Origin of the sequence: Thalassolituus sp. UBA3500 (assembly GCF_002377545.1) — a bacterium.
Lineage (GTDB): Bacteria > Pseudomonadota > Gammaproteobacteria > Pseudomonadales > Oceanobacteraceae > Thalassolituus.
In genome coordinates this window covers 154,528-170,790 of the sequence record NZ_DFQB01000024.1, presented here as the reverse complement: position 1 = coordinate 170,790, position 16,263 = coordinate 154,528, and the positions used below count along the sequence as shown (strand labels likewise).

Below are 16,263 nucleotides of genomic sequence, written 5' to 3'. Positions count from 1 at the left end.
CAGAGTTTGTGGTGGATTAACAGCCTACAATAACGAACACAGACGGATCAGGCCACAGGATAATGGCGTAACCTGCACTGTCGTATTTGGGCCTGGAATTGATACGCTTTCGTTGAGAAATTGGAGACCAGCACGGAACTCTTCTTTATACAGATCCATCCGAGCTGGAAGGTCTCTTCAATATGATAAGGATAACAACAATGCAGAACTCAGAAACAGTACGGTGGCGTGCTCTTTTTCCACTCCTCCTTGTGATTACGTTCAGCACATTAATGCATGGATGCGGAGCCGATGATGGATCTTCATCTGGTGGCGCTACCAACAGCGATGACGTGGCTGATAGTTCAGATGATACTTCTCTCAATGGGGTAGCAGAGGAAGCTCCAGAAGAAGACTCTGGGGCCGGCGAAAGCAGTGACCAGGGCGATGGTGGTACCGGCAACCCGGTATTCTCGACCACATTACCTGACGTAAATAATAACCTGACCACGGAGTCCCCGGTGGGGATCTGGATGTTGGTGGCTGAAGAGTTTTCTGAAATCCCCAATGCAGAAGATTCTATGAATCCTTTCTTATTTGAGAAAACGAACCGGGAGTTTGTTTCTGTTACGGAAAACGCCGAGGGCATCTATGTTCTTACCCGCTGTGATGGCAGCTGGCGGGATGAGTATGAACTTACCGCAACTGAGACAGGCTACGACGCAACGTATTCTGAAACGTCTGGCGCGGACGAGGGTGGCGTCGAGTACACGACTACAACCCAGTTCAGTGTCGTTTACGGCGAAAATAACCAGACATTAGCCGTTTCTGGAAGCAAAACTACGCAACCAGCCGGAGAAGACCTGACTCTCTCCGTCGAGGGGGTAAAAGTCAGTGACGCCCCTGACTTTTATGCTGCTGATGAGTTTACTGCCTCTGCTCAGCTCGTTTATGTCGAACTCGGTAACGCTGATGCCGAACCTGAAGGGGCGCCTCGAACCTACAGCGATTTGCCTGTTCACTGTGTCGGCTCATCTGTTGGGCAGAAGACAACTGAATCAACAACGGATGAGTGGCAACTCGATCAGCGTTATTTCACGGTCATTCTTAATACGCCGCGGAGCGGCCCTTCTGATCAGATTCAGTACTATGAGCTGAATCAGAACACTGAAGGTGAGTTAACCCGCTCACTGGGCGCAGTAATAGATGTGAGCGGTACTGAGTCAGAGCCGGGTGCGGTGACTATGTACGTGCATGCCTGCTCTGTTGGCTCAGATGAAGAGACGGAATGTGAGGCGGGAGCCGAGTGGACCGAAACCAGTTCCGCTTCTGCTGAGGGGGTTAGCTTTGACATCAACTTCGAGGTGGTCGATAACGCTTATGTCGTTAACCCATTGGCTTTGACGCCTTTCACCGCTTTTTTGCGGCCACATGATGGCGACTTTATGCGTACTCAACTCGCTGTAACTCTGATAACAGACGGACTCTGAACCACCTATACCTGATGGATGGCGCACTTGGTCTTGCTGGTTTGGGGCAGATAAGGCCACTTTGCACCTTTTGAGATAATAGACAGACGTTTATCAGGTATTCTGTTGTCCGATTCGAATAACAAATCAAATGGAGTTACCCATGCTCAAGCTTATTAAACCTGCACTGGCGCCTGCCATTGTTGCTGGTGTTTCGCTTTCATTAGCGGGTTGTTTTCCTCAGGGGTTTACAGGCCTGCCATTAGTAGATCGTAGTTTGAGCTCGGAATCACCAGAGGGTATCTGGATGATTGTCACGGAAGAAAACTCAAGTATCCCTAATACTGAAGACAGCATGAATCCCTATTCATACACCGGTATGACGCGGGAGTTTGTGAAGGTGACTGCCAATGAGCAGGGTGTTTACGAACTCACTCGTTGTGACAGCGAGTGGCGTAAAGACTATGAAGTGACGGCGACCGAAACCGGTTACGAAGCATCACTGACCGAGACGGGCGAGATGGACGAATCCGGTGTTACTGCCATGACCCTGACGGATTTAACCGTAACCTTTGCCAGCAATAATCGCTCGTTGTCGGCTGAGGGGAGCCGGGTTACGACACCAGTAGGTGAGAGTACGACACTGACTCTGGAGGGTGTAAAAGTCAGTGACAGCACCAGTTTTGAAGAGGCTCCGGAACTGACCTCAAGCTATGGTCTGGATTATACCAACCTGGGCAATGCTGGTGTCGTTGATAGTGCGGTGGCTAACTGTATTGGTATTGAATACGGTGAGCAGGTGACTGAGCAGGGCGGTGATGACTTTATTTACACCGAAAATATTTATACCTTTTATGACGAGAGTGATCGTCAGACTCAGTATTATCGTTTCTACCAGAACAGCGGCGATACGGTGACAGAGTCGCTGGGTGCGATTATTAACACCGAAGAGGTCTTTACCCTTTACGTAAACGCTTGCGGTAATGGCGAAACAGCCTGTAGCGCCGCTGCTGAGTGGACAGAAACATCGTCAAACTCGATCGCCGGTGTGAGCTTCGATATTAACTACGAAGTCATAGACAACACCTATGTCATTAATCCGTTAGCACTTACTCCATGGACTGCATTTTTATGGCCGCATGACGGCGACTTTATGCATGCGCAGGTAGCCGTCACCATTGATAGCTACCAGCAGTACGAAGATTGATGATTGTTCGATGAAGAAAAGAAGCCCGGCCAGTGCCGGGTTTTTTTATGCTTAGTCGTCGCTGTCGGAAGATTTGGCCGACAGTTGTTTCAGTAAGCTCTCCGGAACCTTGTGAATCAGCAGAGACTTGTTTGCCGGGTTGAATTCAATGTCTTTACCAAGTAGCGCCGCGGAAAAACTCAGGCTCAGGTCTTTGTTTTTTCCGCTGAAGCGGATGAATCCCTTTAGTTTTTTTCTGTCGGGAATCAGCTCAGCCTTAACCGCGTCGGCAACGTCTGCGGTTGGCGCTCCAGCGGCAATCAGTTCTTCTGGTGTGGCGTTAGCCGGAAGAGGCTGCTTGCGGCGCTCTTTTTTCTTTTCGATCACATAATGTGAGAAAGCCTCGGCGGGTTTGGTATTTGTCTCACTGGCGAGGTGGTTCTCGAGTTCTTCGAATACCACGGGCTCGCCGCGCAGGTCTTGTTCAATACAGTAATCCACAACCTTCGACTTGTACTCAAAGGCTTGCTCTTCAGGCAAGGTACGGCTGTAGGAATCGACAATTTCGAGGAATTCTTCAGTTTCTGCCGTGGTGTTCAGAGTGTCGGTAAAGCCGATGGCATCCAGAATGGCATTTTGCAGAGGTCGGTCACCTCGTCCGAAAGAGAAGGTGATGTACTTTGCGTCTTCATCCTGGGCCCAGTCCGTGAGGTTGACGCAAACACCAAACCCTGTGTTTGAGAAGTCGAGGTAGCGGGTTTCAGACAGGTTCAGGTTGGCGTCGACGGTAACGCTATCTTTGTAGCGCAGATGAAAGATGTACAGCTTGTCTGCGTCTGCTAACTCTTCGTGGAATGCAGCGAGGTAGCCATCGACGAGCAGGTCGGTGCTATCAAGGCTGGCACTGATGTGCGCGACGGCCTTGCGAGCCCAGCTTGAAAACGGCATTGCGTCTTTCTGCCAGTTGCGGATCAGCGCACTGAATGCTGGCGACTCCGGGTTGAATACACCGTAACGTTTGCCGCTGCGCTGCAACAGAATGCCCTTTAGCTGGGAGGCACAACGCTGGTAGTAACCCGACAGAGTATCTTCACCTACTTCGCCCTCGAGGTCGCTGTAGGTCACAGTGGCTGCTGGCTCTTTTTCCAGCTTAGCTATTTTGTGAGTGATGAAGTGCTTGAGCGCCATACTATCTCCTGACATCACGCCTGACGGGCGCGTATGAAGTGTGGCCGGATAATATCATGTCAGCGATAGAAGGGCCTGTTCCTTACTTGCCAGCGTTTTTGCTATCCTTAATAACCACATTGAGGAGAAAACCATGCGTAGTTCACTCAAGCAGTCCTTGTTTCTCGGGGCAATGTCCCTATCTTTCGCGAGTGCTGGCGTTCAGGCTGAAGAAAGCGAAGGCAGCTACCCCGAATCCTGCCCTGAGATTTATCACCACACGATGAAACAGCTTCACAGCAGCAATATGCTGAATCTGTGTGAAGTGACTGATGGTAAGCCAGTATTGCTCGTTAATACGGCGAGTCACTGTGGCTTTACAGACCAGTTCGGTGACCTTGAGGCAATCCATGAAAGGTACAAAGATCGTGGCCTGGTGGTGTTGGGTGTTTCATCTGACTCTTTCAATCAGGAAGCCAAAGATGAAGCAGAAGCCGCTGAAGTCTGTTTCAAAAACTTTGGCGTCAGCTTCACAATGCTATCAACCGTACCTGTGAAAGGGGACGATGCGCACCCTCTGTTCAAAGAAGTCGCACGTCAGGATCAGTACCCGCGTTGGAACTTTTACAAGTATATGATTAATGCCGAAGGTAAGGTTGTGCACTCTAATTCAAGCTTCCGGATTCCGGATGAAGAAGTGATCGAAAATCTGCTGAGCAGTGCTGGTCTGTAAAACAGTTTGAACTTCAGACCGGATAAGCCATCTATATCCTTACGTTCATTATGATGGAGAGTAGGACATGGATCTTATCCGGATTTTACTATCAGTGCTGGTACCGCCACTGGGTGTATTTCTTCAGGTTGGTATTGGTGGGGCCTTCTGGCTGAACATTTTACTGACGCTGTTGGGTTATCTGCCAGGTATTATCCACGCGGTCTGGGTTATCGCGCGTCGATAGATACATCATCCAGTCTGTGAAAAAACAAAGAAGCCGCATTCTATGCGGCTTTTTTGTTGCTGATGACCTGTACTGATATGGCACTGGTATTCGAGGCATCCTTGCCCCCAGATTTATTATCTGTTTTCGAGGCGAGCATAATCGAGCACGCCGTAGTTCAGCGGACTGTCCTTGCGGAACCAGCTATGCAATTCGTCACTCTTTTGCCAGAAGTCTGGTGAGGTGCGACGAACAGCAAACTGGCTTGCCAGCGCTTTATAGTCGTCTTCAGATTCCAATGCCTTAATGTCGGAGATAAAGGCACCTAGCTTGTACTCAGGTACACGGTAAATAGCCGCTGGATAAGTACCAAGAAGCCCGGGTACGATCGTCAGGTAATCTTCCTCAGTAAGGCGATTATTCTCCTCATACAACAGGCCGGTCAGGTTACTGTGCCCACTTGCTCTCAGTAGGGTAAATACCTGTGGCTTACCCATTACCTGATCAATCATAACGAATGAAATCTCAGGCATTAATGTGGCTTGTTTGCCGGTAACATCATTGACCGGCAAGAGTGCTGAAAGTCGCTCAGGAGTGACAGCACCTGACAACTCGTAGCGCATCGAAGTGGCACCTTTCAGGTGATTCTTCAGCAGGCCATACAGTTCGATCTTCTGTTCCCGAGTCTGATATTCAATCCCCGGATCGGTAATAACCGAGTCTTCGTAGTTGACCAGATATTCATCGACTTCATCGCTGGCATCCCGATACCAGTAATTGGCCAGTTCAATGCGCTTCTTCTGCGGCAGGAAGGTGAGGAAGTTGTGTTCGCCTTCCATTCTGAGAAAGTCCATATAGAGGCGGGTCATCAGCTGGTGGCCGACGTTTCCATAAACATCGAATTCAGCGACCAACAGGTAGTGGATGCGCTCAAGCAGGGTGTAATCCACGACCCAGGCTGTTTTGGTCGGTTGCCCGATAAAGCCTTGCTCGACTGATGAGCTGTCAAAATGGCGCATGATTGTGAGTGCTGCATTTGGGTTGTGGCCGTCACCATCCCAGATGAGATCCAGGTTAAGTTCTTTCCCTTCAGGAAAGTGCTCAATCATTTTCTGGTTCTTGGCTTCAAGGTAATCTTTTTGCAGGTCGGAGTACTTCAACCAGTTGGTTAAAATACCGGCGTCACTTTCTGCCTCACCCGGTAGACGAAGATTATTACTTTGCTCGCTCAGGAAATCAGCGAGTTCACCAGAATCAATCGCATCAGGATCGACAAATACAGCCCAGAAGTGATCGTCGATTACGTTGAGTGCTACTTGCCCACGGCAAACAGGCCCTTTAATAAATCCGCGAATAATGTATTCGGACTCCTCAAGCATAAATCGATACCGGGATGTCACTGGCAAATCGTGGAATGCGATAAAGGGATTGGATGCAATTTCTACTTCATATCCAGGCAAGCTGGAAATCTGATAGTCGGGCTCGTTGAACAGTGACTTCATCCATTCCATGCGCTCATCGTTAAGGCGATATGGCATGTGAGTTTTGGCGACGATTGTCTCTTTTATACGCTCTAGTCGATAATAGATACGCTGAACGCCTGGGTTATCGTAAGGGCGGCGCGTGGCAACAACCTTAATGGGCAGGCCGGGCGGGGTGTACGAACGCACCAGACGGAAGAAATTCTCTGGGCGCTGTTTCGGATCTATGCCCCGGAATAATGGCTCATCTGAAAAGTAGAGGCTGGCCAGAAACAGGTGTTCATACATATACCGACTGGCCAGCTGTTGCTTCAGGCTATCGTCGTTCAGGTAATCTTCCCACGCTTTGATGGTGCTTTTCGTTTCCGCGGAAAGAGGTTCAGGCTGTGACATGGGTGATCCAGCCCTCAGCCATTGCACCAGTGTGTTGTATTCGCTGTCGCTGATTTCGGGCAGGCCGTAGGGCATCCCCCATTCTGGGTGTTCTTCAGCGTACTCATTGAATTCTTCCCGTGTCGGGCACGACTGCGAGCGATTAAGCGCCAGATTATAGTCGTCGCTCAGCAGGGCATCTTCGGGAGCGGGTGCGTTCTTTTTCAGCGCCAGCATCTGATAAATCATAGAGTTGGCAAGGTTAACTTCCGGGCTTTGAGTACGCTCATTTAAAACCGGGTGGAAGCCCATTTGCCGCCACTCAGCAGTAGAGTCGGCATCAATGCCCAGACGTGTAGGCTCTGCAGCCGTCAGTCGTGTGCCGTGATAGACCTTCTGTGGATTGGCGCCCCGCATAATGCCTTCGGCAGATGTAAGCTTTAACTGACATGGTGCATCGTTACAGGCGTGGCAGACAACGCAGCGTTGATCCAGAACAGGCTTTACCTCTTCTCTGAACCAGGCAGCTTCGTCAGTGTTGAAGTCTGCTCTTCGTTCTACCAACAGGGATTTACCGAATAACTCTTCAGTATCGAATGACTGCAGGCCTGCAGTCGCGCAGCCCGTCAGGACGATTATCCAGACGAGCCAGGTTTTTTTGAAAAAATGTTTCATAGTCAGGATTTACGATCAGGCGTAATCGTATGGTCCACCTTTTTTGAGGGCGTTCTGGTACGCAGGAAGGGCGTGCACTTTTTTCACCCAGGCATTGATGGCTGGAAGCTTCGAGGCAATACCTGAGCGGGTCATAGCGGCTTCCAGCGGGAAGATCATTTGAAAATCAGAAGCGCTCATATTTTCGCCGGCGAACCACATATTCTTGCTCAGGTGGTCTTCGATAAAGCGCAAAGAGTTTTCAACGTTCGGGCTGATAAAGCTCTTCATTACCTGGTCGGCAATACCTTTCGCGACAGGGCGTACGAAGAAGGGCATCGGCGCTGTTTTTACTTTGGTAAATACCAGGCTCATAACCAGATAGGGCATCAATGATCCTTCAGCGAAATGCAGCCAGTATTCGTTCTGTTGAGCCGCTTCTGAGTCCGGCGCGGTGGTAAATCGTCCGTCTTTGTCGTAGTTGCGAATCAGGTAATTAACGATGACAGCAGACTCAGCAATGACTTTGCCACCGTCAGTAATCAACGGAGATTTGCCCAGGGGGTGGATTGCCTTTAACTCGTCAGGCGCAAGGTTAGTCTTGGGGTCGCGCTTATAAAGTTTGATTTCATACTCGATGCCGAGTTCTTCGAGTAACCATAGAATGCGCTGAGAACGGGAATTTTCAAGGTGATGAAGCGTGACCATAATTAGAGGACCGTTTAGAACTAAAATTTATCCAACGTTATAACGGACACGCATTCGGATTGAAAGTGCCTTATCAGAGAGGGTGGCAGATTGTGGGTAGCCAAGGTGAAGTAATGGCGGAACAGAGTGTTCCGCTTGATAAGTTAACGGTCAGGTTCAGTGATTTCCGAATTGATACTGGGCGAGGTGTGACTTCATCACGGCCGCCAGCTCCCCGAGTTCTTTGCTGCTGGTACTTATAACAGCCGTTGAACTGAGAACCTCATCAGAGAGGTCTCGCACGTGCGCGACGTTCTTCTCGATCACGGATGTCACCTGGCTTTGCTCTTCTGCTGATGCCGCAATCTGCATGCTCATCTGCTCTATGCCATCGACGCTGGAGGCAACTTCGTCCATTTCTTCGACGGTTTTTTCGATGCCATCCAGTGATTCACGTGTATCTTGTTCTGAGGCTGAAATAGCCTCCCGCACATTTTGAACCTGGTTGCGCAGCGCCTGAATTCTATTCCTGATGTCATCGGTGCTTTCGCCTGTACGACTTGCCAGGGTTCTTACTTCGTCCGCGACTACCGCAAACCCGCGACCTTGTTCGCCAGCTCGGGCTGCTTCAATGGCAGCATTGAGGGCGAGCAGGTTAGTCTGCTCGGCAATTGTCTGAATAACATCAAGTACGGCACCGATGCTTTCGCTTTCGGTTTCGAGCGTTTCAATGGAGGTCATTGAGCGCTTCATATTCTCGCGCAGATGACGTATCGATTTACGTGCTTCGGCAGACAACTTATGGCCATTGATTATTCGCCCGCGAGTATCGCGTACATGATTCGCTGCGTTATCTGCGTGAACCGCTACTTCGCCGACAGACTCACTGACCTCCCGGGTTGCATTCGCGGCCGCATTTACTTCTTCATTCTGGCGATTTACCTTCGTGCTGGTCGACAACGTGACGTCTTCCAGTGTTCGGGCATGTTCATTGAGAGACGTCGATGTCGAATTCACTTTACTCATGAAGTTGTCGAGATCAGACATCAGCTCATTGAGAGACCTGGCCAGACTGCTGATTTCCTGTGCGCCTTGTTCATTGAAGCGGATGCTCAGGTCTTTATTGCTGGCACTGGTGCGTATTTGACGAATGAAGCTGACGATAGGCCGGGTCAGAGATCGGCCAAGTATCGTGGCCAGTAGCGCTCCGGTACCGGCAACTAAAAGAGAGGCTATCAGGCTATAAAGGATCAGGTCTGATTTGGTTTTTGAGACGCTGGCGAAGGCTTCGTTCTCACTCATTTGACTGATCAGCACCCAGGTTTTGTCGAACACGGAAACGGGCGTATACGAGCTGAGAACCGGTGTGCCAGTGACGTCTATCTGGCGTGCTGTTCCACTAGTGCCAGTGCTGGCATTGTTAATTACATCGGTTTTTAGTTTCAGGTAGCCAACGAGTGAATCGCGCTGGCGTATCGCTTCCATAGCACCCGCGGGAACGGCGCTGGAAGGTAGTGAGCTAAGGAACGAATCCGGAGTCTCAAGAAAGCCGCGCATTTCAGACCGAAGCAGATGATCACCGCCAACAAGGAAGTTATCACCGGTTTCGCCCAGGCCCATGTCCCGCCATTGGCTACCGTTACTCATAATTCCCGAAATCGTATCAATAGGCAGCTGTATGATCATGACCCCAATGCGGGTTTCTCCGACGTGGACTGGGGTTGATAGGAAAGCAGCCGCAGCTTCATAAGACGGTGTGTATGGACGGAAGTCGACAAATGCAGATTCCCCTTCGCTCAGCTGCTGGGCTGCGCGGAAAGCGTCTGCGATACCGCTGTCGCGATAAGGCCCGCTGACCAGAGATGTCGCGTAATCCAGCTCTTTGTAGACGCTGTAGACAATATCGCCACGTTCAGACACCAGAAACACATCGTAGAGGCCTTCACTCTGTAAATATTCGCGCAGAAATGGGTGAACCATTTCGTGTAGGGAGTCGTAGTAAGCGTAGGTTGCCGCGCGGGTCATTTTCTCTTTCTCGCCCAGCGGATTTGGATTGCGGGCGATATAGTTGTTCTGCAATGCCAGCGTATTGTTACTCAGGTTCTGCGTGAGGCCGCCAATGTCGGCTCCGGACCCAGTGATGTCTTTATAGCGTGAATTAAATTCTTCGCTGTAATAAGCCGTCAGTTCATTCGCGGACTGATAGTTAACTTCTGTCGCATAGGCATCGAAACCGGCAATCAACTCAGTCAGGGATTCACGAATGAAGGGGCTTTTTGCCAGCAGGCGCAGCTGCTTGTCAGTGTCACTGAAGTAATTCTCGATCTGGGCTTTCTTCTGCTCTCTCTGAGCTGTCAGATTGTCGTTGATCAGGCGCTCTGCATGCTCCGATGAGGCGTTGATAGAGGTTGTTACCGTAACCAGGGTCGTGACCAGAACGGCGGCGACAGTACAGGCGATAACGCTCAGTGTGATTTGCTGTTGAATTCTCATGGGAGTTTCCGTTTAACGATCTGCCTAATTAGGAATAGAATACCGGGCTGAGTGCGAGAGGAGGTGTCATACTTGACACTACCCCCCGGTTAACAGTGTGGCCTGATTGGCTAAAAAGAGTGTAGTTGATAATGGAACGGACAGAGCGGGATTTTTACGCGCGGGATAAAGCTGATCAGGAAGCATTTCTGACGCAAACCTGGTGCAATAACTGTATGGAAGTGGATCTGGGGATGAAAGATCCGGTTGAATACGAGCTTGATGGTGTGGTTTACATCGACGGTAAGTGTGTGAAGTGCGGCAGTACGGTGACCACGGAGATTGCTGACGACGATACTGACGGTGAATGGGACGACGAGTAACGTCATCCCATCCTTAGCGAGCAGGTCTTGGTCGCAGAATTAAGCCTGTTCTTCTGCTTTTTTCCAACGGGTAAACATGAGTGCTGCGATAAACATCAGCGCTATGGTCAGTACTTGAAGCCACATCCAGATGCCGGCGCCTGTCGCAATGATGACTACAAAGTAGAACATTGCCATGTAGGAAAGCCACGAGGCGGCATAGTGCGATTTCTTGATGATGCCTGGAATGAAAAGTAGCAAGGGAATGCACTTGAGTAACCAGAATACCAGTGTGGCTCCGAGAATATCTTCGTCACCTTTTACATGCTCTGGCGCGCTGGCGTAGGTACCTGTCAGTAGAAGCCCAAAAAGACTCACGTAGCAGAGCAACATCGCCCACCAAGCCCGGTTCGACTTCATGCTTCTGCTCCTGACAGTCGTTTCGCCAGTGTGGCCATGCGTGCGCCCTGAGCCTTGCAAAGTCCGATTTCTTCTTTACTCAGATCGTGATCACCATTAGAGCCTGCCCAGTGGGTAGCGCCGTAGGGCGTACCTCCTGAGGAGGTCGTTGAAAGACCCGCTTCGCTGTATGGCAAGCCTGCGATGACCATGCCGTGATGCATCAGTGGTGTCATCATGGAGGTTAGCGTGGTCTCCTGGCCGCCGTGCAAAGACGAGGTTGAGGTGAGGACGCTGGCGGGCTTATCTATCAGCGCGCCAGTCAGCCAGAGGTTGCTGGTGGTATCGAGGAAATACTTCAACGGGGCCGCCATATTGCCAAAGCGGGTCGGGCTACCCAGCACCAGACCGGAGCAGTGTTTGAGGTCGTCGAGCGTGCAGTAGACGGCGCCGTCGTCGGGCACGGCAGCTGCCGTTGCTTCAGAAACCGGGCTGACTTCTGGCACTGTTCGTAAACGCGCTTCCAGCCCCGCGGATTCAATACCACGTGCGATCAGCTTTGCCATCTCGGCGGTTTTACCATGGCGGCTGTAATACAGCACCAGAACATAAGGCGTAGCCATTAGAGAATCTCCAGTACCTGTTCTGGCGGACGGCCGATACGGGCTTGATTGCCTTTGATCACAATCGGGCGCTCTATTAACTTAGGAGATTCGATCATTGCTTGAATGATGGCATCGTCATTAATGCTCTTATCACTCAGGCCGTGTTCTTTGTATTCGGCTTCTTTGGTACGCAAAAGGTCACGAGGTGTGATACCGAGCTTATCAATAACCGCTTTCAGGGTCGCCGCATCGGGCGTGTCTTTCAGATACTCGACCACCAAAGGCTCGACGCCATTTTCCTGCAAAAGCGCCAGTGTCTGGCGGGACTTGGAGCAACGGGGATTGTGATAAATGGTAATATCGCTCATGCTTTTTCTGAATTCCGGTAGACAGTTATTTGGTCGCCATTGTAACAAGGATACCCGTTAAGGATACCTATGAAGCCGAGTTTTATCCCTGAGCCAGCCCATGTGGGTCGCGTGTTATGGCAGACACTGAAGCGTTTCGAAAGTATGGAGCGTCGTAAAGAGGCGGCGGCTCTGACTTATACAACGCTGTTCGCTCTGGTGCCTGTGATCACTGTCAGCTACTCCATTCTGAGCGCAATACCGACGCTGCAGGAATGGGGGCAGGATGCGAACCAGCAACTGCTTAGTTATGTTTTGCCGCAAGGCAGTGAAGTGATTACGGATTACCTGCGCCAGTTCAGTGAGCAGGCGAGACAGTTGACCTGGATTGGTATTGCAGCCTTATTTGTCACCTGCATTTTTCTTTTGCAGACCATCGAAGGGCAGTTTAATCGTATCTGGAACGTTGAAAGTTCTCGTTCGAAAATTCAGACATTTTTCCGCTACTGGGCGGTATTGAGCCTGGGGCCACTGCTGTTTGGTGCCGGGGTGGCCACATCGTCGGTTCTGGCGTCGATGCCGCTCTGGGAGAGCTCTCCGGGAGGGCCGCTCACCATTCTGGCGCGGCTTATTCCATGGATTCTGACCATCGCCGCAGTGACTGTGGTTTATCTGATGGTCCCCAACTGTAAGGTGCCTGTGCCACACGCGTTGATTGCTGCTGTCATTGTAGCTTCGACATTCGAACTGGGTAAGTTCCTGTTCAGTGGTGCTTTGGGATTGTTCCCTTCTTACAAACTGATTTACGGCGCGTTTGCTGCTGTGCCGCTGTTTCTGTTGTGGATCTACGTATCCTGGATGCTTTTACTGTTGGGCGCTGAGTTGAGTTATGGCTTGAGCCACTATCGCCGTCCCGGTGCAGGACGTTTTCCGGTGAATGAGCGCCTGCGTCTGGCCCAGATTCTTATCAAGGCACGCAGTGGCGAGACACTTAACCGCGAACTGGATATTCGCCGTCAGTTGGGCGACGTGGATGCCGGGCGTGTTACCAATATGCTTAATGAATTCCGCCGGTCAGGCTGGGTGGTGTTCACCGAAGAGGGCCGTTGGGCATGGGTTCGTGCCCCAGAGACGATTAAAACGTCTGAGTTCTTTGCCGGACAGACATTGAAAGAGCTGTGCAAGGCCAATGCCGGAGACGCCAAAAAGCTGGTGAAATTGCGCCAATGGCAAAACGACTTTAGCTCAGAGTTCGAAGAGCGCTTTGATGTACCACTCAGTGAATTACTTGACTGAGGCCGTTATTCAGCGCCTGATCAGGCCTGCCGCCTGGCCAGTGGAACGATGAGCAGATATACCAGGAGACCGGAATGAAACATGCGATACAGGACGTAGCGAGTGAGGAAGTACCGAGTGGGGCAGGTACGCCAGAGATCAGCGCTCCAGCGGTCTCGTTGCGCGTGCATCCGCAACGATCTTCGCTCTATGAAGAGTTGCATAACCGTCCATCGCCCATTATTGATGGAGGCTGTCAGGTCACTCATTTTACCGTGATGCTCGACAACAATCGTGAAGAGATTCTTGAGCATGTAAACGACCTGTGTCGGCGCTACAGTGTGCCAGTGCCTGGCACTGGCTCAAGTTGTCTGTATCAGGATTTTGGTGGCTTTGAATTGCGCTGGGAGAGGCACCTTGAGTTCGCGAACTTTACCTTTATCAGTAAAGATGCCGCGCCGTTTTCGGATGATGCATTGGCGTTTATCCCAAAAGACTGGTTGGCCAGCATGCCGGGCGAACTTGTGGTTGCCGTCAATCTGGTGATGGTTGAGTCAGAACCCAGCGAAGTGGATCTGAAACGTTGGTTTGAAGGGCAGCGGGTTTCTGGTTCTGAAGTTGCCGAAAACAAGGCTCAGGTCTGGACGGCTTTCAAACTACATAGTGATGGTTTTGGGCGAATAGTGGCCTGGAACCGGGACCTTAATGCGTATCAGGCTGGGCGAATGGTACAACGTCTGTGTGAGCTTGAAACCTATCGCTTAATGTCTCTGCTGGCTCTGCCGGTCGCCCGCGAAATGGGCGCTGAGCTTTCGCGCATTGAAGATAATCTGGCGACACTGAACCTGAGTATTTCAGAAATCGATAAAGAGAAAGATGAGAGGGAGCTTCTACAGGAATTGTCGCATCTTGCTGCTGAGGTTGAGCGTCATCGCTCTGATACAAACTTCCGATTTTCTGCGTCCGTGGCCTATCACGATCTGGTTCGTGACAGGATCAAACAACTCCAGGAAGTTCCGATGGATGGTGTTCAGAGTTTGCAGGAATTCCTTGAGCGTCGACTCACGCCCGGCATCAAAACATGTAACTCTGTCAGAGACCGCCTTGAGGATCTTTCCCGTCGTATTCACAGGACCACAAGTCTTCTCAGGACGCGAGTTGATCTGTCGATTCAGGAGCAGAATCAACACCTGCTGTCCTCTATGAACCGTCGTAGCCAGTTACAGCTGAGGTTGCAGCAGACGGTGGAAGGGCTATCTGTCGTGGCAATTGGCTACTATCTGCTGTCGTTGTTGGAGATAGCATTCAATGGCGTTAAAGCGGTCGGTGTCCCTATTGACGTCAGCCTGGCGAAGGGAATAGCCATGCCCGTCGTACTGCTTCTGGTACTGCTGGGTGTGCGCAGTGTACGTACACATATCACGCGCCGTAACCGGACAGCGGATACTCCGGGCGGAAAGAGCAACCGGCAGTAATCTGACACTGTGCGGTAAGGAATGACCGCTCCCTTCTTTACTTGCCTGATTTTAAAGGGAATTTGGGTTTTGGCTTGTTAATTGCTGAATCCTCCACATCTTCAGTGGAGGGTGCAGTATGCTGAATTGGTTACCTGAACATATACAGAAGCCGGTAGCGTCGATACCGACAACCGGCACTCCTCATTCTCTCGTCCGCCGTTCAGCGGATGTGCTTGCACTTCTTATCCGCGATGCACTTCTTGCGGGTGATCACGAGAGCGCGTTTGCACTGGCTGGAGTACGCGACGTGCTCAACGGGCTGAGCAAACCGACCGACATACTCCGTCGACGTGCCGAATCTGACGCATATGACTTTATAGCCGACTACACTGAAAGCCAGGCAGAGGCTGGAATACGCGGGCAGGCTCTTTCTGATCTTAAGTTGGTCGCGGATGTTCTTGCAGCAACCGACATTGCCCGTAAACAGGAAGCAGCCTCGGGGCAACTCTGCAGTTTTGCCCGTGTTGAAGAGATTATCGGAAATGTGTATGCGAAAAATAACGACTAGCCTGCTGCTATCAGCGGCGGTGCTTCAGGCAGAAGCCTCTACCTTTCAATGGGGGCAGGAGATTTCAGGGGCGCCCGATACTGGCGTTGGCACTCGGTTTGCGACCAGTACCGTTGCTATCTCTCTGCCTCTAGAGCGGGCCGACAGAGGAACAGAATCTCTCACTTCGGATGTGTCACTGGAGCTCACGGAGTTTCGCTGGGAAGGCGCTAATGCTGCCGAAGGTGAGTACATCTGGTTATCGGTACCCATCAAATATCGTCAGAAGCGCACTGGCAGCACAGAATTTCATCTGATGGCTGAGCCCGGTGTTATGACTGATCTCGATGCCGTTGGCACGGAAAATCTGAATCTGAATGTCGAAATCAGTGGGCGAACTTATACTGGTCGAACAACCTTCTGGCAGTACGGTATCCTCGTAGACCGTAAGTTTGGCGACCGCAAGCCACGCCCTTTACTGGCGTTGGCTACCAAGCTGACATCAGATACTGAGATGTGGTTGGGCTTTCCAAAATCAAATATACAGACGCGTTGGAGTCAGGAGTTTTCAACGTACGCCCGTTTCTATCCGGACGGTGGCTACTGGAAGGAAGAAGTGGATGGACTGACGCCAGCGAAAGTCACTACCATTTCTTACACCAACTGGCGAATGGGCGTCGGTGCAGAGTTCCGCTGGCGCAATGGCGTCTGGTTAAATGCCGAAGTGGGTCAACTACGAAATCGTACGATCAGAGCTACAGACAGTACCGGAGTCGAGGTCAGTGCAGACCCGGCTGAAAACGGGTATTGGCAGCTGGGTGCCAGCCTGAGATTCTGATACATTGGGCAGAGTGTCAGATAACAGG

Annotated in this window: 16 protein-coding genes; 9 read left to right on the top strand and 7 right to left on the bottom strand. The window is 51.1% G+C overall.

Features of this window, described 5'->3' with window-relative positions:
- Positions 1-200: 200 nt before the first annotated feature.
- Together B2R29_RS05840 and B2R29_RS05835 are read left to right on the top strand one after the other, a co-directional pair.
- On the top strand, positions 201-1,469 hold the full coding sequence (locus tag B2R29_RS05840; protein WP_301180197.1) for a hypothetical protein: 1,269 nt from the start codon (positions 201-203) through the stop codon (positions 1,467-1,469).
- A gap of 142 nt (positions 1,470-1,611) precedes the next feature.
- A complete protein-coding gene (locus B2R29_RS05835) occupies positions 1,612-2,655 on the top strand; it encodes a hypothetical protein (RefSeq protein ID WP_301180196.1) in 1,044 nt (347 codons plus the stop codon).
- Between the two features lie 51 nt (positions 2,656-2,706).
- Here the strand turns inward: B2R29_RS05835 and B2R29_RS05830 are convergent, their stop codons facing one another.
- Positions 2,707-3,822, bottom strand: a complete 1,116-nt coding sequence (locus tag B2R29_RS05830) for a nucleoid-associated protein (RefSeq protein WP_301180195.1) — start codon at positions 3,820-3,822, stop codon at positions 2,707-2,709.
- A 133-nt stretch (positions 3,823-3,955) separates the two neighbouring features.
- On the opposite strand from B2R29_RS05830, the gene B2R29_RS05825 reads away from it, so the two are divergent.
- Both B2R29_RS05825 and B2R29_RS05820 read left to right on the top strand, forming a co-directional pair.
- Positions 3,956-4,534 carry a glutathione peroxidase gene (locus B2R29_RS05825; RefSeq protein WP_301180194.1) on the top strand — a complete coding sequence of 193 codons (579 nt, stop codon included), beginning with the start codon at positions 3,956-3,958 and terminating at the stop codon, positions 4,532-4,534.
- A 67-nt stretch (positions 4,535-4,601) separates the two neighbouring features.
- On the top strand, positions 4,602-4,760 hold the full coding sequence (locus B2R29_RS05820; protein WP_076515971.1) for a YqaE/Pmp3 family membrane protein: 159 nt from the start codon (positions 4,602-4,604) through the stop codon (positions 4,758-4,760).
- Between the two features lie 116 nt (positions 4,761-4,876).
- Here the strand turns inward: B2R29_RS05820 and B2R29_RS05815 are convergent, their stop codons facing one another.
- The 3 genes from B2R29_RS05815 to B2R29_RS05805 all read right to left on the bottom strand — a co-directional run bounded on the left by B2R29_RS05815 (position 4,877) and on the right by B2R29_RS05805 (position 10,426).
- Positions 4,877-7,267, bottom strand: coding sequence for a fatty acid cis/trans isomerase (locus B2R29_RS05815; RefSeq protein ID WP_301180193.1), 2,391 nt, complete (start codon positions 7,265-7,267; stop codon positions 4,877-4,879).
- A 15-nt stretch (positions 7,268-7,282) separates the two neighbouring features.
- Positions 7,283-7,954, bottom strand: coding sequence for a glutathione S-transferase (locus B2R29_RS05810; RefSeq protein ID WP_301180192.1), 672 nt, complete (start codon positions 7,952-7,954; stop codon positions 7,283-7,285).
- Between the two features lie 156 nt (positions 7,955-8,110).
- Positions 8,111-10,426, bottom strand: coding sequence for a methyl-accepting chemotaxis protein (locus tag B2R29_RS05805; protein ID WP_301180191.1), 2,316 nt, complete (start codon positions 10,424-10,426; stop codon positions 8,111-8,113).
- A gap of 131 nt (positions 10,427-10,557) precedes the next feature.
- Here B2R29_RS05805 and B2R29_RS05800 point away from each other — a divergent pair, with 131 nt between their 5' ends.
- Positions 10,558-10,788 carry a hypothetical protein gene (locus B2R29_RS05800; protein ID WP_301180190.1) on the top strand — a complete coding sequence of 77 codons (231 nt, stop codon included), beginning with the start codon at positions 10,558-10,560 and terminating at the stop codon, positions 10,786-10,788.
- Positions 10,789-10,827: 39 nt separating this feature from the next.
- Here B2R29_RS05800 and B2R29_RS05795 read toward each other — a convergent pair whose 3' ends face one another.
- Genes B2R29_RS05795 through arsC form a run of 3 tightly spaced genes read right to left on the bottom strand, consistent with a single transcriptional unit; the run spans position 10,828 to position 12,139 of the window.
- The gene (locus B2R29_RS05795) at positions 10,828-11,187 is read right to left on the bottom strand and encodes a DUF2069 domain-containing protein (RefSeq protein ID WP_301180189.1); all 360 of its coding nucleotides are present in this window, start codon (positions 11,185-11,187) and stop codon (positions 10,828-10,830) included.
- On the bottom strand, positions 11,184-11,789 hold the full coding sequence (gene wrbA / locus B2R29_RS05790; RefSeq protein WP_301180188.1) for an NAD(P)H:quinone oxidoreductase: 606 nt from the start codon (positions 11,787-11,789) through the stop codon (positions 11,184-11,186). The genes B2R29_RS05795 and wrbA overlap by 4 nt, the downstream gene beginning before the upstream one ends.
- The gene (gene arsC / locus B2R29_RS05785; protein WP_301180187.1) at positions 11,789-12,139 is read right to left on the bottom strand and encodes an arsenate reductase (glutaredoxin); all 351 of its coding nucleotides are present in this window, start codon (positions 12,137-12,139) and stop codon (positions 11,789-11,791) included. Before arsC ends, wrbA begins: the two co-directional genes overlap by 1 nt.
- A gap of 69 nt (positions 12,140-12,208) precedes the next feature.
- Here arsC and B2R29_RS05780 point away from each other — a divergent pair, with 69 nt between their 5' ends.
- The 4 genes from B2R29_RS05780 (at position 12,209) to B2R29_RS05765 (ending at position 16,235) form a co-directional block, all read left to right on the top strand.
- Entirely contained in the window at positions 12,209-13,414 is a 1,206-nt protein-coding gene (locus tag B2R29_RS05780; RefSeq protein WP_301180186.1) for a YihY family inner membrane protein, read from the top strand.
- A 74-nt stretch (positions 13,415-13,488) separates the two neighbouring features.
- Complete coding sequence (locus tag B2R29_RS05775; RefSeq protein ID WP_301180185.1) at positions 13,489-14,868, top strand: DUF3422 family protein; 1,380 nt, start codon at positions 13,489-13,491, stop codon at positions 14,866-14,868.
- 118 nt (positions 14,869-14,986) lie between these two features.
- Complete coding sequence (locus B2R29_RS05770; RefSeq protein ID WP_301180184.1) at positions 14,987-15,418, top strand: hypothetical protein; 432 nt, start codon at positions 14,987-14,989, stop codon at positions 15,416-15,418.
- Complete coding sequence (locus tag B2R29_RS05765; protein WP_301180183.1) at positions 15,399-16,235, top strand: hypothetical protein; 837 nt, start codon at positions 15,399-15,401, stop codon at positions 16,233-16,235. The genes B2R29_RS05770 and B2R29_RS05765 overlap by 20 nt, the downstream gene beginning before the upstream one ends.
- Positions 16,236-16,263: the final 28 nt, after the last annotated feature.